General features: G+C 59.7%; 19 protein-coding genes and 2 pseudogenes. 10 read left to right on the top strand and 11 right to left on the bottom strand.

Features of this window, described 5'->3' with window-relative positions; genetic code table 11:
* Nucleotides 1-28 precede the first annotated feature (28 nt).
* On the top strand, nucleotides 29-1,012 hold the full coding sequence (locus tag AUC68_RS17105; protein ID WP_204376971.1) for an efflux RND transporter permease subunit: 984 nt from the start codon (nucleotides 29-31) through the stop codon (nucleotides 1,010-1,012).
* A 77-nt stretch (nucleotides 1,013-1,089) separates the two neighbouring features.
* Here the strand turns inward: AUC68_RS17105 and AUC68_RS06195 are convergent, their stop codons facing one another.
* The 7 genes and pseudogenes from AUC68_RS06195 to AUC68_RS06175 all read right to left on the bottom strand — a co-directional run bounded on the left by AUC68_RS06195 (nucleotide 1,090) and on the right by AUC68_RS06175 (nucleotide 4,817).
* Entirely contained in the window at nucleotides 1,090-1,425 is a 336-nt protein-coding gene (locus AUC68_RS06195) for a hypothetical protein (RefSeq protein ID WP_069436819.1), read from the bottom strand.
* Nucleotides 1,409-2,098, bottom strand: a complete 690-nt coding sequence (locus AUC68_RS06190; protein ID WP_069436818.1) for a hypothetical protein — start codon at nucleotides 2,096-2,098, stop codon at nucleotides 1,409-1,411. The genes AUC68_RS06195 and AUC68_RS06190 overlap by 17 nt, the downstream gene beginning before the upstream one ends.
* Nucleotides 2,099-2,104: 6 nt before the next feature.
* On the bottom strand, nucleotides 2,105-2,536 hold the full coding sequence (locus tag AUC68_RS17610) for a universal stress protein (protein WP_244500427.1): 432 nt from the start codon (nucleotides 2,534-2,536) through the stop codon (nucleotides 2,105-2,107).
* Nucleotides 2,537-2,560: 24 nt separating this feature from the next.
* Nucleotides 2,561-3,940: pseudogene (locus tag AUC68_RS06185) on the bottom strand (APC family permease); the annotation flags it as partial.
* Nucleotides 3,941-3,959: 19 nt separating this feature from the next.
* Nucleotides 3,960-4,130, bottom strand: a complete 171-nt coding sequence (locus tag AUC68_RS16930; protein WP_193407075.1) for a hypothetical protein — start codon at nucleotides 4,128-4,130, stop codon at nucleotides 3,960-3,962.
* Nucleotides 4,131-4,139: 9 nt separating this feature from the next.
* Nucleotides 4,140-4,526 (bottom strand): hypothetical protein, encoded by a 387-nt coding sequence (locus AUC68_RS06180; RefSeq protein ID WP_069436817.1) that lies wholly within the window; start codon nucleotides 4,524-4,526, stop codon nucleotides 4,140-4,142.
* A gap of 12 nt (nucleotides 4,527-4,538) precedes the next feature.
* Entirely contained in the window at nucleotides 4,539-4,817 is a 279-nt protein-coding gene (locus AUC68_RS06175; protein WP_425283214.1) for a hypothetical protein, read from the bottom strand.
* Nucleotides 4,818-5,038: 221 nt separating this feature from the next.
* Between AUC68_RS06175 and AUC68_RS06170 the strand changes: the two genes are divergently transcribed.
* Both AUC68_RS06170 and AUC68_RS06165 read left to right on the top strand, forming a co-directional pair.
* Nucleotides 5,039-5,437, top strand: coding sequence for a response regulator (locus tag AUC68_RS06170; RefSeq protein ID WP_069436815.1), 399 nt, complete (start codon nucleotides 5,039-5,041; stop codon nucleotides 5,435-5,437).
* A gap of 8 nt (nucleotides 5,438-5,445) precedes the next feature.
* On the top strand, nucleotides 5,446-5,796 hold the full coding sequence (locus AUC68_RS06165; protein WP_158008245.1) for a response regulator transcription factor: 351 nt from the start codon (nucleotides 5,446-5,448) through the stop codon (nucleotides 5,794-5,796).
* 580 nt (nucleotides 5,797-6,376) lie between these two features.
* Here AUC68_RS06165 and AUC68_RS06160 read toward each other — a convergent pair.
* Together AUC68_RS06160 and AUC68_RS06155 are read right to left on the bottom strand one after the other, a co-directional pair.
* On the bottom strand, nucleotides 6,377-7,861 hold the full coding sequence (locus tag AUC68_RS06160; protein ID WP_083240476.1) for a DUF1254 domain-containing protein: 1,485 nt from the start codon (nucleotides 7,859-7,861) through the stop codon (nucleotides 6,377-6,379).
* A gap of 482 nt (nucleotides 7,862-8,343) precedes the next feature.
* Nucleotides 8,344-9,135 carry a hypothetical protein gene (locus tag AUC68_RS06155; protein WP_069436812.1) on the bottom strand — a complete coding sequence of 264 codons (792 nt, stop codon included), beginning with the start codon at nucleotides 9,133-9,135 and terminating at the stop codon, nucleotides 8,344-8,346.
* Between the two features lie 185 nt (nucleotides 9,136-9,320).
* On the opposite strand from AUC68_RS06155, the gene AUC68_RS06150 reads away from it, so the two are divergent.
* From AUC68_RS06150 to AUC68_RS17100, 3 genes are all read left to right on the top strand, one after another.
* Entirely contained in the window at nucleotides 9,321-10,271 is a 951-nt protein-coding gene (locus tag AUC68_RS06150) for a helix-turn-helix domain-containing protein (protein ID WP_069436811.1), read from the top strand.
* 362 nt (nucleotides 10,272-10,633) lie between these two features.
* Nucleotides 10,634-12,613, top strand: coding sequence for an arylsulfatase (locus tag AUC68_RS06145; protein ID WP_204376970.1), 1,980 nt, complete (start codon nucleotides 10,634-10,636; stop codon nucleotides 12,611-12,613).
* A gap of 8 nt (nucleotides 12,614-12,621) precedes the next feature.
* The gene (locus AUC68_RS17100; protein WP_204376969.1) at nucleotides 12,622-13,053 is read left to right on the top strand and encodes a hypothetical protein; all 432 of its coding nucleotides are present in this window, start codon (nucleotides 12,622-12,624) and stop codon (nucleotides 13,051-13,053) included.
* A 387-nt stretch (nucleotides 13,054-13,440) separates the two neighbouring features.
* Here the strand turns inward: AUC68_RS17100 and AUC68_RS06140 are convergent, their stop codons facing one another.
* Together AUC68_RS06140 and AUC68_RS06135 are read right to left on the bottom strand one after the other, a co-directional pair.
* A complete protein-coding gene (locus tag AUC68_RS06140) occupies nucleotides 13,441-14,013 on the bottom strand; it encodes an O-antigen ligase family protein (protein ID WP_069436810.1) in 573 nt (190 codons plus the stop codon).
* Nucleotides 14,010-14,885, bottom strand: coding sequence for a hypothetical protein (locus AUC68_RS06135; RefSeq protein WP_069436809.1), 876 nt, complete (start codon nucleotides 14,883-14,885; stop codon nucleotides 14,010-14,012). Before AUC68_RS06135 ends, AUC68_RS06140 begins: the two co-directional genes overlap by 4 nt.
* 485 nt (nucleotides 14,886-15,370) lie before the next feature.
* On the opposite strand from AUC68_RS06135, the gene AUC68_RS06130 reads away from it, so the two are divergent.
* From AUC68_RS06130 to AUC68_RS06110, 4 genes and pseudogenes are all read left to right on the top strand, one after another.
* A complete protein-coding gene (locus AUC68_RS06130) occupies nucleotides 15,371-16,822 on the top strand; it encodes a flippase (RefSeq protein ID WP_069436808.1) in 1,452 nt (483 codons plus the stop codon).
* A gap of 560 nt (nucleotides 16,823-17,382) precedes the next feature.
* Nucleotides 17,383-17,966 (top strand): annotated as a pseudogene (locus tag AUC68_RS06120) (class I SAM-dependent methyltransferase); the annotation flags it as partial.
* A gap of 10 nt (nucleotides 17,967-17,976) precedes the next feature.
* Nucleotides 17,977-18,819, top strand: coding sequence for a glycosyltransferase (locus AUC68_RS06115; protein WP_069436805.1), 843 nt, complete (start codon nucleotides 17,977-17,979; stop codon nucleotides 18,817-18,819).
* 292 nt (nucleotides 18,820-19,111) lie between these two features.
* A complete protein-coding gene (locus tag AUC68_RS06110) occupies nucleotides 19,112-20,209 on the top strand; it encodes a glycosyltransferase (protein ID WP_158008244.1) in 1,098 nt (365 codons plus the stop codon).
* The last annotated feature ends 296 nt before the right edge of the window (nucleotides 20,210-20,505 follow it).

Below are 20,505 nucleotides of genomic sequence, written 5' to 3'. Positions count from 1 at the left end.
GCATGACGTCCGACGATGTGGCTTCACCGTGGCGGCGTTGACCGACGGCGCCTATGTGGGCGAGTTCTTCCGCGGCGACGAGAAGATCGACATCTATTTCTACAGCAAGGATGCGCTCCGCACCTCGCTGGACTCGCTCCCGCGGATGCCGGTCTACACGCCGCAAGGGGCGATCGTGCCGCTGTCCGCGGTGGCCGACATCCGGGAGACCGTGGACACGAACACGATCCGCCGTATCGACGGACGGCGAACGGTGACGCTCAACATCATTCCGCCGGACGGCGTCGCGCTCGAGACGGGCGTGGAGATGGTCCGAAGCCAACTCATCCAACATATGAAGCGGTCCGGCGAGGTGCCGTACGAGGTCAGCATGACCATCTCCGGGGCGTCCGATCAGCTCGACGCCACGCGCGAAGCCCTTGCGGGCAACTATCTCGTGGCGATCGTGATCATCTATCTTCTGCTGGTCGCCATCTTCACCCATTGGGGCTACCCGGTTCTGATCATGACAACGATCCCGCTCGGCGTTGCCGGCGGACTCGTGGGACTCGCGCTGATGAACTGGGTCGGCACGATCCTGCCGCGCTTCGGGCTCGACCCGCTCGTCCAGCCCTTCGACATGATCACCATGCTCGGCTTCCTCATTCTCATGGGCACCGTGGTGAACAACCCGATCCTGATCGTGGACCGGGCCATCGCCAATCTGCGCGAGGCCGGGATGGATGCCAAGGAGGCGGTGATGGAGGCCGTGCAATCGCGGCTGCGCCCGATCGCCATGTCGACGGTCACCACGATCTGCGGCCTGGCCCCGCTCGTGTTCCTTCCGGGCGCGGGCACCGAGCTTTATCGCGGCGTGGGGGCGATCGTGCTATTCGGCATTCTAGGTACGGCGATTGTGACGCTTACCTTCCTGCCGGCGCTGTCCATCTTCGTGTTCCGCCTTGCCGGCTATCGAAAAGCATCGGACGCGGCATCGTCCTCGCCTGCGCCGTCTCCCGCTCCGGGCGAGTAGGCCGGACGGGCGCCACGGCTCGGTCCAATCCAGACCAGTCGGCTGACAAGCGAGACCTTCGGCACGACACGCAGCTTCTAGCGCGCGATCTTGACTGTGTCTCTTGCCGGCGCGGCGGCCTCGTACTGCGCCCAGCGGAACCGCGCCCATTTGTAGGCGTCGGTAATGGACAGGGCATAGATGAACAGACCGCCCGCGATCCGGCCGACCACGGAGTGATCGGGCGTCGTCAAGTGAAACGTAATCCACCCGAACAAGAGCATGAAGAAGACGAAGACGAGCCCTCGGCTCGGCATGCCCGCGGCGACATGCCCAACCCCGGGCAACACGATGGCGAGCAGGAGCACGATGTAGGGGTTGATCGGCCGCCGTTCGGGCAGCGGGCGCTTCTGAATTTCAAGCGGCAGCTTCATGGCGTTCCTCTCGATCAGGCGTGCCGGCCAGCGACCGCTGCAAGTGAATCAACCGGCCCACGAGTTCGCGGAATTTCTCGCGATCGAACCGCACCACATCGAATCGCGCCTGGCGCAGGAGAAGATAGTCCGAACGCTGCGCCTCGTCCGCCTGCCAAACAATACGCGCGCCCTTCGGGGAAACAATCAGCTCTTTCGCCTGTGGTTCAGCCAGAAACTGCACATGAGGAGCGAAGATCCACGGATCGGTAAACCGGTCCGGGCCGTCCGTGCGAATGACGGCCCGCTCGGGCCAGTCGGCCGGCGTATCCAACCAATCCGGTAACGTACTGAATGGAGAGAAGAATTCTGCTCCCGATGGCCGCATCATCACGTCAAGAACGGCCCCGACCCTGACCGGCGCTGCCAGAGTGACGCGCAGCCAAAGCGAGGGAAGCTTGCGAAGGCCCATACAGTCGACGATGACGTCGGCCCGAATGGGCTCGCCCTCGTACGTTCCGGACAAGGAGGGATAGCCGAACGCATCGAGGGCGAGCTTGGGGTCGTCGAGAACGGTCCAGCAGTCGTCGAAGAAGGCGGCCCGCCGTGCACGGACTGCATTCCGGTGTTCGCGGTAGCGGTAGGTAAGGATTGCCACTCCCGCGACCGCCGTGATGACTGCTAGGATCGTCATGGACGCCTACCTTACGATCGTGACGGGACAGTTCGCCCGCGCAACGACAGCGTAGGCCGTTGAGCCGAGGATCATACGCGATACGCCCGTATGACCGTGTGATCCCATGACGATCTGGTCGAAGCCGTTGCTTTCGGCATAGGCGGCGATCGCCTCGGCCACATGACGGCTACTGACCACGACGCAGGATACGTTCTCGAGCCCGGCCGATTGCGCCTTTTGACTGACGTTCTCGAACTCGGTCCGGGTGATGCTCGCGCTGGCCTCGAGAACCTTGGAGTCCCAGAACGGGGACTGTGCCATGTCCTCCCTCGAGACCAGCTCGACCGAAAGCACGGTCAGCGGGACCCGGAGTTTCTTCGCCAGTTCGATTGCGTAGTCGACGGCCTTGGCCGAGACCGTCGACCCATCGGCAGCGCAGAGAATGTTTCTTATCATTGTCCCCTCCTTAGTATCCGCGCGCCGGGGCCACGGCATGGTGAATTGATCGCCCCGCCGGACATATTTGTACCGGTGGAAGGCGAACCACAGCGACGCGACGATGTAGAAGCAAATCATGGCGAGGAGCTGCGTGCCGTAACCAAGGAAGGTCGCAAAGTACGTGGTGATGCACAGTGCCAGAAGAACGAGCGCCGGCAACGGATGGTACGGATGAACGTATCCCCGCCGAATCGTACCCAAGGGCCACTTCTTGCGGAACATCCACACATTGATGGGCATGAAGGTGTAGCCCAGCAATCCCGACAGGATCGAGAAGGTGATGACCTGATCGAGCAGTCCCGTGAACGCAAAGCTCACCGCGATGGGAATAAGGAAAAGAATGGCCCGGTACGGTGTGCGATAGCGCGGATGCACGGCACCGAACCACAGCGGCATATACCGGTCCCGTCCCATTGAGAACCAGGCGCGCGACGCATCGTTGATGCAGCCGTTGGCCGAGGCAATCGCCGAGAAGATCGTGCCGACGAACAGGAAGACCTGTAGCGACGTGCTTCCGGTGACACGAGCCGCGTCGTAGAGCGGCGTCGCGGCCTGACCGAGGAATTCCCACGGCAGCAGACCCGTCGCCACATACCACGTCATCGTTGCCGCGATCAGCAGCGTGATGATGCCGCTCATCGTGCCATAGGGCAGTGACCGCGCCGGTGAACGCACCTCCTCGGCCGCCTGACAGGTTCCTTCGATGCCGAGGTAAAACCAGATGCCGAACTGGAACGCCGCGATGACGCCGATCCAGCCGTAGGGCAGATCCGTCAGCAGCTCGCGGTGGTGCAGCATCGCACCCGGGTTCCACGGCTGCACGCCAAGGAACAGGATGACGATCGACAGGAATGCCGCCGCGGTGATGACAAAGTTGACCGAGAGCGTCATCAGCACGCCCCGGTAATTCAGCCATGCGAGAGCGGCGATGGTGAGCACCACGAACGGTCTCGGATCGAGGGCGTCATGGCCCATCTCTCCGGCGACCGACGTGAGCAGATCGCCCACGACGAGCGCGTCGGCTGCCTCGAGCATGGTGTAGGCCATGACGAGGTAAAGCCCGACGTTGAAGGCCATCAGCGGCCCCATAATGTGCTTGGCCTGGGCGTACTGGCCGCCCGCGGCGGCGACCGTGGAGGTCACCTCGGAGTCGATCATAGCGACGCATGTATAGAGCAGTCCGATGACCCAGCAGGCGATCAGAGAACCCAGGGCGCCGCCTTTGCCCACGGAGAAGTTCCACCCCATGAACTCGCCGACAAGAACGATGCCCACGCCCAAGGCCCAAACGTGAGCGGGGCCCAGGACGCGTAATAGTGAAATCCGTTGCCGGTCCTGACCGGCCGTATCCGTCGATGACATGACGCTGTCCCCCTCGTGACTAAGTCAGTTCGTGCCGTTCGGTTTCGTCCTCGAGTTCACCCTCGCGGGACGACGTCAAAAGCTCTTCGTCGAAGTCTCGGTTGACCTGGACAGCGTCGAAAAGCATCCACAACAGGAGCAGCCCGGCGAGACCCCAGGCGGCATATTCAAGGATGTTCCAGAGATCCATTTGCCCCTCCTATTTCTTCTCGCCGAACCGTTCGTCGATTACTTCGCGGTATTCCTTCTCCGACAGACGGATCATGAAAACGAAGTAGCCGAGGATCACGGCGGCGGTCAGAAGGAGCGCCCAGGGATCGATGCTGTAGTCGAACCTGGTGGTGATGAGTTCGGCGGCCGATTCCGGCGTGTAGCCGAGCTTTTCCCATTGCGCAGCCATCTGAGGATTCTGCTGCAGCGCTTCCCAGGTCGGCTCTTCCACCGTTTTGGTGATGGTGCCGCCGCCGGTTAGCCCGAGCACGAGTGGTGCAAAAAGCACGACGTAGACGAGAAGAAGCAGGAAGACCGAATCGAAGACCTGTCCCGCTTTGCCTTGCTCCGGCGGACGATAGATTTTTCCGTTCATCGTGACCTCCCCTCAGGCTCGCTGCACTTCGGCGGATTTGCGTTCCGCACGAGCCTCGCGTGCTGCATCGAGATGCTTGATGTCGAGGCCGTAGATGAAGTCCTTGTCCTCCTTGTAGTGACGAACCATGGCCCCGATGGAGGCCGTGTTGAACACGAGGACAGCGCCGGCGGCAGCCGCGAGAACGATGCGGATCGTCTGATCCGGAACGACCTGCCAGACCATGAAAAGTACGAACAGAACAACGCACCAGAGCAAGACGACAAATGTCCATGCCCCTAGCTTGTCCATTGCGTACATTGCTTCTATACGCTCAGATAAGCTCTTCATTCATTCCTCCCTTATGCCTTCGGCGACTGGTCGCCTCGGCCCCCTTTGGTTTCCACAGGGGAAATTTTTTTTCCTGATACGCCAGCTTCATGCGATACTTCGTCACTGTCGATGGCTCAGATGGAGGGGCTCGATCCTCACAAGGGGGAGAAAGGCCCAAATGGAAACTGGGGGAAAGTCGAATGGATGAGGCAGTCTTACGAGGCTCGGCGCTGCAGCCCGGTCACTACGATTCATACTTGGAGAGCGAGGGCGTACGCACCCTCCGCGTCCTGGTCGCCGACGATCAGACGCTGTTCCGCGCCGGCTTCCGGCGCCTGCTTGCGGAGTTGCTGCCGGGCGCGGTCGTGACAGAGGTGAGCAACGCCGCGGAGGCCTGGAAGACGCTGAACAGGGAGGAGGACTTCGACCTTCTCCTGTTGGACCTGTCGACGCCCGGCATTCAGGAAGGGCCGGGCGCAAACGCTTCGTGGAGAAATGCCCGGGCACCCCGGTCGTCGTTCTCGCTACCCGCGTCCATCCCGATGACATTGCCAGATGCATGGATTTCGGTGCGCGCGGGGTTGTCCCGAAGTCGGTGAGCGAAAGCGTGCTCCAGCATGCCCTCGCGCTCGTCCTCGCCGGTGAGATCTATGTGCCGCGCATCGCCATCCGGCGCGTTCTGACCAAAAGCCCGGTCTCGCGGAGCGACGGCCTGGACGGCTTGCCCGAGGACAATCCGTTACGTCAGCTCACGCCACGCCAGCTTTCCACGCTTTCTCTGATCGTTGGCGGCAGTTCCAACAAAGAAATCGCCCGGAGTCTCAACCTGCTCGAAAGCACCGTGAAGGCCCACGTGAAAGCCATTCTCCGCAAGCTCTCGGCGTCCAACCGGACTCAGGCCGCTCTCATTGCGGCGGACCTTGGATGGCCGCGGCCGAGCCGTCTGAGCGCGCAGTGACGCTATGCCGTCCGGATCTTGCGCGTCAGTCTTTCTTGGCAAGCGCGGAGACGATTGCCTGAGGTTCCTTGGCGGCGCGGCCGCCGGCAGTCGCGTCCATCGGCGGCACGTCAGGTGCGCACGACGTTTCCGGTCCCGGTCGAGGAAGACCCCTCTGACTCACGTCACTCGCGTCATACGCTATGGTCGAAGAAATTGGCGCGCCTAGACGGAGAAACTGCGAACAAAATACTGGACTCTCTTGAGGACTGCGAGGCTCAACTAAATCAACATTGCAGAGCTGTCGCACGGAGAACGGTCTGCAGGAGCGCGGACAGCGAATGGTCAGCCGACGCGCAGTCGCGGGAACGATTTGGGGAGATAGTGCCCGGTAGGATTCGGACCTGCGACCCGCAGGTTAGAACGTAGATGAACTTCAGATCCGCTTCTGAGACCCAGAAAGCTCATCTCGCGATGTCCGCTATGTGCCAAAAGCAGACGTCACCTGAATGGCGGGAGATTTCGTGGCGGTGCCGGGGGCAAAGCATCGCCTTGCTGCCCCCCCCCCGGCACCGCCACGTTAATCGGGCGCTCGCAGTTCTCAGTTCGATACCTGTTTGACCTTCGGCAACAGCTTCCCAGCGTTCGGATCCTTTAGAGCCTTCATGGCTTCCGGCGCAGGCGCATAGTTGCGTATCAGCATGTAGAAGGGACCTTTGGGAGCCGGCAGCCAGTTTGATTCCTTGTCTTTGCCGGGATTGGTCGCCTGCAGATAGATGGTGATCGAGCCATCGTCGTTCTTCTTCAGCTCATTGTCGCTGCCCAGCGAGTAGCGGTTGATCGGGTTCTCGACGGTGAGTTTGCTTCCCAGGTCGTACATGGTGACGGACCAGAACCCGGGAGAGACCACCTTCGTGTACGGGAACGATGCCGGGAACGTCATGGTGTATTTGTTCTCACCCGTCAGCTGCTTCAGGTTCTCGTCATACTGCGACCAGATATAAAACGCCTCATCCGAGTTGTTGGCAGTTAGACCGAGCACGGAATGGACTGCGGCGGTCAGATAGTCGGGACCGGGATTGCCGAAGTTGTAGGGGGTAACGATCCAGCCATTTCCGTTCGGTCCGATCAGGTAGGGAAGATCCGCGATCATCGGGCCGATAGCCGTCCCCACCTTCTTCATCTCGTCAAGAAAGATGGAGTTCAGGACGTTCTCGGGTTTCCAGGGCTTGCCGAGTTCGATCCCCAAATATTTGTACTGGGGCAGAACCGCATCGACCATGTCCTTGCGTGGCGGGTTCTCGTTCATGGCGTCGACGCAGATCGACCAGAACTGCAGTGGATCGTCAAACAGCAAGAGGCTGCTCGCCACATTGGGTTTCAGTTTGGGTTGCACATAGTTGTAGGTCGGCGCCTTGGGCGTAGACTTGCCTTCGTACTCGGACAGCCCCTGAACGGTGATTGCGTCCAGGACTTTTTGTGCCGCCGGTAGGTCAGCCTCATTCTTCACATGTACGCGGGGTTGAACCGTTACCCAGCGTGTCGGAGCATCGATGCGCTTCACATCGCTTGGCAGCGTGCCCTTCCAACCGGGACCGACCAGTGCATACGTACCCCCGCTATAGCCGACGTCTTTGCCCGCGCCATACGCGAAGGTGTCGTCATACATCGATACAAGCTGGACGATGTAGTACCGGCCCTTCGAATCCGGCGTCGTCAGGATGACGGGCTCCTCGGCCAGATCCATAAATCCGAAGCCGTAGATCGTGTTGACGTTGGGTGTCACATAGCCCGACTCCTTCGCGAGCTTAGGCGTGCTTATGTTCGGCATCCGCCAAATGTGATTGGGTTTGGCTTTGGGACTGGCGCCCGTGGCGATATCTTGCCTCAGGTTGTACATTCCGACAGGAGATGCGCAGAAGGTAGCCGCTTGGGTCGCCAGGGAGTTCGCCCATGCCCTGATCCCCTTCTCTTGATCCGGAGAATACTTGACGTCCTCAGCGTGACTTTGGGCAGGGTACCAGACCATACCGCTGAGAGTTGCGGCCAGAATTGCGAGTAATCTCCATTTCATCTCAATCTCCATTGGGTCGTGCCAATAGTGGCCCCGAACGACAAGCCGGACATCCTGTCACGTCTAGACAGGTGGCCATCTTGCTATCCACACTGCGTTTACTGCTTAGGAACGGAACACGAATTGGTTCCTGCGTCCCACACACCGCCACGCTGCCCGCACAGTGTCTTGCGCTTGGTTGCAACGCATTTCCCGGCTTCAAAATCCCATACAGCTCCACGTGCCTTGCAAGCGGCCACGTTTGGCACGTCGTCGTATGGTCCGGCAGACGCCGGGAGCGAGAAGCTAACGACGACAGCTAAGGCTGTGAGTTGAACAAGGCTTTTCATATGGCTACTCCCTAGTTGCTTGCCGTACTGGCTATTTATTGACCGGCAAGTGCACAAGATGGATGGCCTCATCGCCAGGCCATCCTGACGCGACGAAGAAAACTGACACGATCTATCGGCTTCTAGCATTCCGTGATCGTTATCCTCAGGTCAGCAACCGCTTGTCTAAGGCGCTTTGTTGCCGAACTGCATATTGAGCGCGAAGAACACTTGCCATTCCGGATTGCCATAGCCTCGATCCGCGACGCTGTACTGCGGTTCGACGAACAGGTTAAAGACATTCCCATCTCGCTGGATCACCTTTCCCAATCTCAGCCCGAGGGGAAAGCTGTAGTCGTCATTTGCAAAATTGTACGTCCAGATCGGCGCTCCGCCCGTGTACCATCCGTCACCCAATTGATAGAACGCAAATGGTTGGAAGGCGCCCAGCTGGACACGTTGGTTCTTGCCGGTATCTCCGACGCCATTGCTGTACGTGAGCAGATAGCCATACTGAAGCTTAGAGCTGCTCGCATTAAAGAGTACGTTGGCAAAGCCTAGCTGCCATTGATCCGATCCGAGCCCTGCTTCGGTGGCCGTCGGCGCGACAACTTGCGGCCCAACGCCAAAGCTGACGGCTGGATTGCCGGTATCTATGAGATAGGCGGCGAACGCATTGATGTCGCCTAATCCTGTGTCGATGCCAAAATTCGTGCCGACAGGGTAGCTGTTGACGGGGGCCGATAGGCGCAGGAGCCACTTCGATTGGTCGATCGAGAACGGCTGCGCGATGCGCAGGACAAATTGGTTGGCATCGTCCGCGGGTCCGGTCAGTTCTCCGACATAGTAGTTCTGCAGGTTGACGGCAGTGACATTAGCCAAGGGATTGTTCGCTTGGGCTTGGGCATCCTGTGCTAGCGCCGTGGCCGGATTTGACAGCAGGACCAAGATGGAGATGGCTCTCCAGACGTGCTTCATGTCGTCTCTCTGCTTCTTGTAGAACTGTTACTAGCCGACGCATGCCAGGACCGTTGCCGAAGCTTTTGCCCTTCTGACCAAAGCGAAGGCTCCACGCCTTCGGGAGGCGATCTTTTTGTTATAATAGTGATCTGGCGAGAGCAGGAAATCCGGTCTTGGACACGACATCATCGAAATCCCTAAAAGTGGCTATCGGCCGCGTTTATCTGAGTTCGTTCGATCCAGAGGCGATGGAAGAGTCGATCCAGAAGAGCCACTTCGAGCATTACCTGGATAGCCCCGGCCAGTTTCATGGGACGATCCTGCAGGCAACGAATGCCCGGACGCGTTTGGATTGGGGGCGATACAATCTCCCCGTCTTGGCCAGAGGTCCCGCCCCTCCGGACCGGATGACACTGGGCGTGCTACTCAACGAGAGACACGAGTCGCTGTTCAACGGGAGCGTTCTGTCGCCGGGGAGCATGATGGTCTATGGTGAGGGCGAGGAGCTCAACGTTCGGCTGACACCCAACTCCAATTGGCTCTCGATCCAAGTGGATCGGCCCACCTTGGCGGAGATCGGCATTGAGTTTCCGGACTCCGGGTTTCGCTGCTGGGACACGGGCGCGGGAAGAGCCCTGCGCGCTCAAATCTTGAAGAACGCAAGGTTTTTGGAATCGGCATCGCAACGGACGCGCTGGGCCGACACGCTCGCGGCAAACCAGGCCATCAACGACGTCGAAGATGATGTACTGCTCACGCTGGCTGGGTTCACGGAAGGCCGGCGATTCTACTCAGAGTCCTCAATGACAAGCACAGATCGAACACTTCAGACCGTTCGCGAGGCTGCCTCCTACATGGATGCCAATGTCGAGTTTCCGATTACGATGTCCGAGATTTGCTTGGCCCTCAATACGAACATCAAGGCGCTTGAGAGAGCCTTTCTGCGCACCTACGGGCTCGGCCCCAAGCAGTATCTTCTGAAGAAAAGGCTGTCGAAACTCCGCCAGTTGCTGATTTGCGGTTCCGACAGGGAACATGCCCTGATGGATGCCTATTTGAGCTGCGGACTGTTCCACTTCGGACGCGCGGCGCAGAACTACAAAGCGTTCTTCGGCGAGTTGCCGTCGCTCACACTGTCACGGTCACGCTCCTGAAGAACGGCATCGAGTTTGGGTCCGAAGCAGAACCCAAACACGGTCCTTGGCATATCAGGTTTGGGTCAAAGGCCGACCTGAGTGCCTGTCGGATGGCTAGCCCGCATTGTGCAAGAAGCAGACGCCGGGGTCGCCGCGCCGGAGGTTTGTGACACCTCGTCCAAAACTGGCTTTCCTGCCCTCGTCAGATAGCTAAGGTACCAAAAACTGCCTCTCGTACATGTGGGGTTTTGATTCACGTCAGAGACGAAGGACCGCTGGGGACGTAGCTCAATCCGTAAGCGGACGGGCTGCAAAAAGCGGGGTTCCAAGAGGATGATGCGCGCGGCGTGTCAGGCTAACCGGATAGGAGAGTGCTAGATATGCAGAAATTACTGCGGCGGTTTGCGCTCACTTTGTTCATGCTCGTCGGAGTCTCAACGCCGACATTCGCCGACGAGCCGACCGAAGCTGAGCTTCTGCGCGGCTTCCAGGGCAAGATTGAACTCGACGTCCGCAATTCCAAACCGGACTGGAAGCCCTTCATTCCCCCGCAGGCGCCCAAAGGAGCCCCCAATATCCTCTTCATACTCTATGACGACACGGGCCAAGCGGCCTGGTCGCCCTACGGCGGCCGCCTTGAAATGCCGACGCTGGACGGCCTTGCCGCCGACGGGTTGACCTACACCAATTGGCATACCACCTCCCTGTGCTCGCCGACGCGCTCCACGTTGCAGACAGGCCGCACCCACTGGATGAACGGGTATGCCAATGTCGCCGAAGGTGCGGAGGGATTCCCGGGCTACAGCACTCGCTTTCCCAAAGAGGTAACGACCATTGCCGAAGTGTTGCAGGCCAATGGCTACGCCACCTTATGGCTCGGCAAGAACCACAATGTGCCGGAAGTTGACGTAGCGCCGGGCGGGTATCGCGGCGAGTGGCCGCTGCAGAAGGGGTGGGACCGCTTCTATGGCTTCCTCGGCGGCGAGACCAACCAGTGGTATCCGTTCCTGGTCAAGGACAATGATTTCATCGAACAGCCTTATATGCCGGAAGACGGTTACCACCTGTCCAAGGACCTCGCTGACCAGGCGATCGAGATGCTCCGTAACAAGAACGCCTCCAACCCGAGCAAACCCTTCTTCATGTGGTTCAATCCTGGCGCCAACCATGCGCCCCACCAGGTTCCCAAGGAATGGATAGCGAAATACAAGGGCAAATTCGACGACGGTTACGATGCCTATCGCGAATGGGCAACCAAACGCATGAAAGAGAAGGGCATTATTCCCGAAAACACCGTCAACACCGCCGTCAATCCTCTTCCGAAAGACGTGGCCAACCCGCTGGATTACGTCCGTCCGTGGGATTCCCTGAACGACCAGGAGAAGAAACTGTTCAACCGCATGGCAGAGGTCTGGGCAGCCTATTCCTCTTATACGGACCATGAGATCGGTCGTGTCATCGACTACCTGAAGGAAACAGGCCAGTACGAAAACACCCTCATCATCTACGCTGCCGACAACGGTACCTCCGGAGAGGGCTCGCCCAATGGGTCGGTGAACGAGAACAAGTTTTTCAATAGTTTTCCGGACAGTCTCGCCGACAACATGAAGTACATAGACAAGCTGGGCGGCCCCGACACCTACGAACATTTTCCTACCGGCTGGGCCGCGGCCTTCTCGGCGCCGTACAAAATGTTCAAGCGCTACTCAGAGTACGAGGGGGGTACCGCCGATCCGCTGGTTATTAGCTGGCCCAAGGGTATCAAGGCACGTGGCGAGCTGCGCCACCAGTACCACCATTCAACGGATATCGTTCCTACGCTGCTCGAAATCACCGGCCTCAAGATGCCGGAGTTCAATCACGGTGTGAAGCAGTACCCGGTCTACGGTGTTTCCATGGCCTACACGTTTGATGCCAAACCGGACGACCCGACGAAAAAACAGGTCCAGATCTACGAGATGTTCGGCACGCGGGGCATCTGGAAGGACGGCTGGCAGGCGTCCTCCGTACACGTACCGCTGGGCGGTAAGGGCCACTTCGACAAGGACGAATGGGAACTCTACAACATGGAGGAGGATCGCTCGCAGTCCAACAACCTCGCCGACAAGTACCCGGACAAGCTTAAGGAGCTCAAAGACCTCTGGATGAAACAGGCGAAAGAGAACAACGTACTGCCATTGGATGATCGCCTGGCTGTGGAAATTATAACAACCCCGCGCCCCACCGGGGAACCTCCCCGCGACACCTACAAATACTACCCGGATACGGAACCTGTTCCGGAAGGTGCGGCGGTCAACGTGCGCGGTCGTCGTACAAGATCCTTGCCAACGTCGAGATCACCGATAAGACCGAAGGCGTGATCTTCGCTATGGGCTCACGCTTCGGCGGCCATTCGCTGTTCATCAAGGATAAGAAGCTCTACTACGTGTACAATTTCCTTGGCATCAAGCCGGAGCAGGTGTTCGAGTCCAACGTGACACTGAAGCCGGGCAAATACACGCTGGGTATGGAGTTCGAGAAGACCGGCAAGGGCGAGCATGGCGAGTTCCTGGGCGAGACCAAGCTCTACGTCGACGATAAAGTGGTGGCTTCCGGCAAGATGCGCACCCAGCCTGGCAAGTTCAGCTTCTCCGGCGAAGGCCTCTGCGTAGGCTATGACAGCGAGGACGCGGTGAGTACCCTGTACAAGGCTCCGGGCAAGTTCACCGGCGGTAAGATCCAGGGCGTTGCGGTATCGGTCAAAGGCGAGCCCTACGTGAACATCGAGGCCGAAGCCAAGCGGATGATGATGAAGTGGTGATCTAACCGCAACCAAAGCAGACGAGCCAGGTGCGTTGTCCGCTTTGGGTCATTAGCGGACATCGGGCGGCTGCTGGGGAATGTCCGCTTTAGCCGCAGCAGCGGACATGAAGCGCGGCTGCAACCGACCGCCTCAGAGTCCTCCGAAGTGCTTGCCTGCTCACGCAAGGAAGGTCCCTGTTTCCGCTCCGGAATTCTCTGTTTCGTCTGAAAGATTCCCTGATCCGCAGCTTAGGGAATTTTGCTATTTCCTGTTGATGCAAAACGGAAAGACCGGTGTCAGGAGGGCAGGGTGGCGCAAGAAGAGCCGAAATTCCCTGTAACTTCCCGCAGATCAGGGAATTCGAAAGCGGAGACGCGTTCGCTGCTGACTGCCAGCACAGCCACACTAAGTCGTGGCCTTTCTGGTTCTCTCCGCGTACTCACCATACGGTCCGGAAAAAGCGCGGAAGTGCGCCACGACTTGGCAGGCGTCCCGAGAGAAGAGTGTAGGGCGTATGACCCCTTGACGTATGCCGGGTGCGGTGGAGGCCATCTCTGCCTGGCCCGCTCGATGGACGTTCACGGCGAGTGACACATACAGAGCGGCAAGTCCCGTCAGCGCCATCAGCCATCCTTGCCACATACCCCAAGCGAACGCGCCGATCGCGAACAAGGCGGCAACCTGGGCCAGCGCGAAGCGCTGGGTGCCGCGCGGCAGGCGGTAAAGCGACAAGATGACGGCGGAACCCGTTGCCACGAACAGGATGACGCCGACGGCACCCAGCTCGTACCATGTCTGCAGGAACGCGTTATGCGCATGGGTGCCCGCGTGCCACCCGAACCCCTCGGTCTTGCGCTTCTTTCTCCACTGCATCTGGCGATTGGCCGGCGACTGATCGATCTTGCGGGTGGACGAGCCGCCGATGCCGAGGAGTGGCTTGGCGGGGACGTGCTCGGCGGTATAGGCCCAGAGTGTCACGCGGCTTGCGCCGAGAACGGAAGGCTCTCAGATTTGTGCAGCTCAGCCTTGTAAGCCACGGTGGCCAGTGGAATCACAAGTGCGAAGGCAAGGCACCAAACGAGCCACAGGCCTTTTCGAGTCGCGGCGGGCCAGGGGATCGCGAGCGCGAAGACGAAGAGGCTCGCGACCAAACCGACTTTCGACGACTCGTGATCCGAAAGAAAGACTGCCGCGGTTGCCGCGGCGAACAGGGCGCCGGCAACAAGAGAGCCGCTTCTCTCGCCAAGCCGCGTCACCACACAAAGTAGCGCGGGCCACAAGGCTAACAACATCACGGCGATCATGGCGTTCAACTCGCCCGGAGCGATCTGTACGATCTCGCCGTTGCGGATGACGAAGTCCTTGAGACTATTGGGCTGCGTGAACGGAAGGGTGTGATAGAGGGTCAAGGTAGCGAGCCGGCCCGTGGCCGCCTCGAACAGGACGAAGGCAATGCCGACCCCGACTCCGGTCCCAAAGGCCGTACCCGCCATGCGCAAGGAGCGCTCCGGCCAGCGGGCGAGGGCGCGGCCTGAGCCGTAGCACATGAGCACGACCAGTACGAACCAAGTGGCCGCCGTGAACGCCCGTTCCGGGTCGAGCGACCAACTGGCGTTCATGAACAGATAGGCGGCGGTCGCGCCGAACAACGCCAGGGACGCGTTGATCCGAAACATACCCTTGAGCTCGCCGCCGCGCGCAAGATCCAGGCCCACGCAGCAGAGGAACAGCACAATCAGGGTCGCGATAGTCGTTTTCGGGACCAGAAGCGTGATGAGGGGCCCAAGGAAGAACAGCGAACAGATGATCGCGGGCTCTCGCCGGAGCGCAAGTATGGCAAGGTGCCGCATGGAAATTCCGGTGTCGTGGCGCAGCCTCAATGGCCCCGTGGTGCCCTTTACCAGACGAGGACAGGCCCCAGCCAATAGCATGTCGCAAGCGCACCCGGAAGCACCCGCTGCAACATGGAGACAGCCATCCGGCCGCGCGCTCTAAACGTTTTGCGCTGGTTGAGATGACTTGCTGCATGGTGATCGTGGCGGCGCTCCCGCCGCGCAATAGGAGCGCGGGCGTCGGTGTGTCCCAAGCGCCGATGTAGGTGTCGTGTGACCTATTGTACGAAGCAGACTTCTCGTGCCAGTCACAATGGAGCCATGCCGCCTCGAATGGCACACTCGCCGCCCGGCAAACGAAAGGCCCGCTCTGCTCGCAACGTCCACTCAGGAGTTGGCAAACGAAGCGGCTTGGAGCACCGTGCGGATTGTGGAGTACGCTCAAACTCAGGCCTCTGGGCATGCACTGACACCATGAAGGACAATCTTCGAGACGACGACACATGAGCATTCGCACCCACACTTGCTACAACCTAGCCGGTGCGGCGGTCCCGATACTCTTATCGCTCGTCACGATTCCCATATACATCGGCGCCATTGGCGAGGCGCGCTATGGAATCCTCGCCATAGCGTGGCTGCTCATGGGCTATTTCAGCCTCTTCGACTTGGGAATGGGCAGAGCCGTGGCTCAACGCGTGGCTTCGATGCGCAACGCCCCAGAGAGCGAGCGTGCCCAAGCCGTCTGGACAGCACTGGTATTCACGCTGGTCTGTGGCACCATCGGCGGGTTGCTGCTCTGGTTGGTGGCGACGCTGTCGTTTGAGCTCGCGTTCACGGTGACGGACGAGTTGCGCCGCGAAATGCTCAATGCCGCAGGCTGGATGGCCCTTGGCATTCCGCTCATGACCGTTTCAGGCGTTCTCGCGGGCGCACTCCAAGGCGCGGAGCGTTTTCGGGAGCTCAACATCATTGTGGCCGTGGGCTCCGCGCTGTTTCAGCTTCTGCCGCTCATGGTGGCGCTGACGATTGGACCGGACCTTTCCTATCTGCTCCCGGCCGCGATCTTGGCTCGCCTCCTCAGCCTGACGATGCTCTTCGCAGTCTGCCGCAATCATTTTCTGAGCGGGCACCCCATTGCCACCTCGGTCGAGACCGCCCTCCACCTCTTGCGCTTCGGAGGCTGGGTCACCGTGACGTCCGTGATCGGGCCAATCATGGTAGGCTTCGACCGCCTTGCGATCGGAGCAGTCTTGGGGGCGAAGGCAGTCAGCCATTACAGCGTCCCTTTTCAGTTGGCGGAGCGCTCGGGGATTATCCCGACCGCCGTCGTGTCGGCGCTTCTTCCGCGCTTAGCGGGATCGGATCGGGTGGAAACCGAGAGGCTCGCCGGTGAAGCGCTGTCCGCCATCGGACTTGCGATGACCCCGCTGATGGGGGTTGGCATTGTGGCGCTAAGGGAATTCCTCTCCGTGTGGCTATCGCCAGAGTTCGCTAGCCAAGCAGCGCTTGCGGGTCAAATTGCCTTCGTTGGCTTCTGGCTGAACAGTTTCGCAAAAGTGCCCTACATGCAGTTGTTGGCCCAGAAGCTTCCGGACATTGTCGCGAAGTGTCATCTGGCTGAGTTCGTCCCGTATGTGCTGGCGCTTGGCGTGGGCCTGACGCTCTTTGGCCTGCCCGGTGCAGCCGCGGCGTTCACGCTTCGCGTCATGCTCGACTTCGCCTTGCTGGCACATTTTGCCGGCGTTCTGAGACAATCGCTGCGCAGCCTTGTCGGGCCTTTTTCGTGGATTGCGGCCGCTTTCTCCATTGCGGTTGTCCCGCTCGATCAAGGCTTCTTGTGGTTCGCGATCGTCGCGACCTATCTCGTTGCAATCTCGATTTGGACCTGGCTAAGGTCGCCGCCGGATTTGAAGACTTGGCTGGGAGCTGCCTTGCGGTCCCGTCACACTGGATAGGCGGGCCGATTTTTCGGGTGGGGGCGCCAAGCGCCCCGGTTCAACGCGTGAACACGGCCCGATCAGGCTCCGGCAAAAGGCGAACGATGCAAGCGGTGACAAGCACCTCGGAATTGCCAGCGGAAGGCCTCGATGCGCTTGGTGCGTGTCCTGTTTGCGGGAGCAGCGACCGGACTCTTCTCTACGACAATCTCAAAGACATCGTCTTTGGCTGCGCGCCGGGTCTTTGGACGATGTGGCGGTGCCAGAGCTGCGCTTCGGGCTACCTCGATCCGAGACCGTCGAGCGCGGCCATCCCGCTCATCTATCAACGCTACTACACGCACGAGGCGCCCAAGGACTCGCACCGCAACGACACGGCATTTTCTCTAAGGCGCCTGCGCCATCTGTTGGCCAACGGGTACCGCAACCGGCGCTACGGAACACGGTATGAGCACAACCTTGCGGCCGGGTATTGGCTGGCGCTGCTCTATCCACGTGTGCGCGAAATTTTGGACGTCGAGTTTCGCCATCTCCGCCGGCTGAAGCCCGGAGAAAGAGCGCGTTTGCTGGATGTCGGGTGCGGAAATGGGAGCTTCATGGCCAAGGCACGGGACGCTGGCTGGGACGTGTTCGGCTGTGACCCAGACACGTCCGCACTCGAACTCGCCCGCGCCAGGGCCTTGAGGTCCGGCAAGGCGACGCATCGGCTTGGGAAGACATGAAGGGTAGCTTCGATGTCATCACGCTCAGCCATGTGCTTGAGCACGTACCGGACCCTGGCACCACGTTGATGCAGCTTCGGGAACTGTTGCGGGGCGGCGGCCACCTCTACATCGACACACCCAATATCGATGCCATCGGCCACGAGGTGTACGGCAGGTACTGGCAAGGACTCGATGTGCCGCGCCACTTGAGCGTCCTGTCACAGCGCGCGCTGGTCGACCTGCTCGGCAAGACGGAGATGACGAACATCTCCTTCCTGACACGAGCGAACGTCTTACTCGAAATCGCCCGCAAGAGTGCGCGAATGAAGCTGGGGTTCAGTCCCTATGATGAGAAGGTGAACCAGGGCCTGATGCTTCCGTCAGCTTGGCAAAGGCGGCGGTCACGCTTGTCACCGGACAGGGCCGAATTCAGTACACTAGTTTGCCGCAAAGCGTGAGGCCGCAAGCGTGGTGACTGCCTCCATCGCAATGACGACGTACAACGGCGAGTCTTTCATCGCCGAACAGCTCGCGAGCTTTCTCGACCAGCAGCGTTTGCCCGACGAATTGATTGTCTGCGACGACGGTTCAACCGATACGACCGTCGACATCGTTCAGGCCTTTGCCCAATCGGCTCCCTTTCCCGTCACCGTCGTCCGAAACGCCTCACGGCTGGGATTTTCGCGGAATTTCGAAAATGCATTGTCCCGGTGCACGAGCGACATCGTTCTCATGTCGGATCAGGACGATGTTTGGTTCCCTGACAAGATCGCACGCGTGATCGACCACATGACCCAAAACCCCGATATCTGGGTGCTAGCCCATGACGGGCTCCTCACGAACAGGCGGTTGGAGTGGAACGGCGCCACGAAGATTGGGCAGATCCGGTCCGGGTACGGGGGCTTGGGATCTTTCGCGACCGGCGCACTAACGGCGGTTCGCCGAGAGTTCCTCACGCGCGCTCTGCGGATTCCCCATGAGGTCGTCAGCTACGACATCTGGCTGCACAGGTTGAGCGGCTGCCTGCCCGGGCGGCGCGTCGTGATAGAGGACCGCCTGCAGTCCATACGCCGTCACGACGAGAATACGTCCGACTGGATCGTGAACTCGGTGAAACCAATCGGCCGTGCAGATATCTTGCGGGATCAAGCCAGTGCACCCCCCTGCCTAGACTACGGCCCTGGCATCCAATTGATCGACAGGTTGCTGGAGCGCCTCGAGGTCTTGGCACATGGAAAGACGTGCCGATCGAAACCGCCACCCGCGAGCTCAAGCAGGAACGCGCTGCATTGGCCGCAAGGCAGCGCCTGATCGATTCCGGCCCAGTTTCACGAAGGCTCCAGGCGATGGATATGCTCGCGCGCGGCCAGTATCACTATTTTACGGGCATCTACAGCTTCCTGCGCGATATGCTGCGATAATGCGCTGAGGCGATCGTGCGGCCTGCGGCAGCACTGAGATTGCAGCTTGGAACAGCGCCTGCTCTGTTGGTATAGAAGCTGCCGAACGTCATCTCGGCGTTTGCTCAATGCATACCCTCGACACCTTACTCCCCACAACGCGCTCAATTGGACGATAGCAGACCTGACCAGAGATGAGTCCGTTGCACATCTGCATCATCTTTGCGGTTTTTGCGAGAACCGGTGTGCCGCTTGCCCAGATACGCATGGCGCAAGCCTTCGCAGATCGGGGTCACAAAGTAGATTTGCTGGTGGGGCATGTATTGCCAGGCAGTTCCGCACAAGAGTTGGAGCAGTTAAGGGGTGTGAATGTCGTGATCCTCGGTCGCAGCCGTGTCTCCGCGATGGTCCCCTTCTTCATCCGCTATCTCAAAGAGGCACTGCCGGACGTAGTGTTCTCTGCGCAAGATCACCTCAATGCCGCGGTGTTAATCGCCGCCATTGTCTCCGGGTCAAAGGCCAAGATCAGCGCCTCCTCTAGAACGTATCCTCTATACGAATATCCTGCGGGCCCGCTGACGAAGAGCTGGTGGCTCTATAAACTGATGCGGACGGTTGCTCGGCGCGCGAATGCTCTGACCTGTGTGTCCGAAGGAGTGGCCGCGCAGTACCGCTCAATGTCTGGAGATCAACGCTACGTCTGCGTGCACAACATTGTATCCACACCCAGTCAGAGAGAGCGTGTTGCCGAAAAGCTGTCTCATCCCTGGTTCACCGACGGCTCGGTACCTACCCTCGTTGCCGCCGGCCGACTTCTGGATGTCAAGGGATTTGACATCCTAATCCGCAGCGTCGCACTTCTTCGCGAGCGGCGTCCGGTTCGGCTTGTTCTACTTGGGGAGGGACCGGAACGCCCGCGCTTGGAGGCGCTGATCGAGGACCTGAATTTACGGCACTACGTCCGGCTGGAAGGTGAGGTCGAAAATCCTCTCGCTTACTTCGGCCGCGCCGATGTTTTTGTTCTTTCCTCGCATTTCGAGGGCATGCCGAACGTACTGATCGAGGCGATGATGGCTGGATGCACGCCCGTGGCGACGGACTGCAATAGCGGTCCGTCCGAGGTCATCGCGGATGGCGAGACCGGCTATCTCGTCCCCGTCAATGATCACAAGGCGCTAGCTGCCGGAATCGAGCGCGCGCTGGCCTCGCCTATTGATTCGAACGATCTTGTGCGCGCCGTGCGTCCCTTCGAAGAGGATGTGGTCATCGACCAGCACTTTTCACTACTGGGACTGCAATAGACCTCCCGTCACGTGAGCTATGCAGATTGGGGAATGCGCCATACTCTGCGGTGCAGCTATACTGATCGCAATTAGCCGCCCATGCTGCACTCTCAGCCTTTAGAGCCATCCGATTTTTGTCGAGCAGTTCGGCCGGCACATTGCGTGCAGTCGTTACCAAAACCCCAATAGAGCTAGTAATTCCCCTTGACAGCGACAGACCGCTGCCATTTCCATAGCCCGGCCAATTCGCCTGAGTTGGAAGCGCTTACAAACCTCAGTGCTGGTTACCTAGTATCGGCCACGCAGTTTCTATG

The organism is Methyloceanibacter methanicus (assembly GCF_001723285.1).
Lineage (GTDB): Bacteria > Pseudomonadota > Alphaproteobacteria > Rhizobiales > Methyloligellaceae > Methyloceanibacter > Methyloceanibacter methanicus.
Note: the sequence above shows the minus strand (reverse complement) of the source record. Positions and strands in the feature narration are given on the sequence as shown.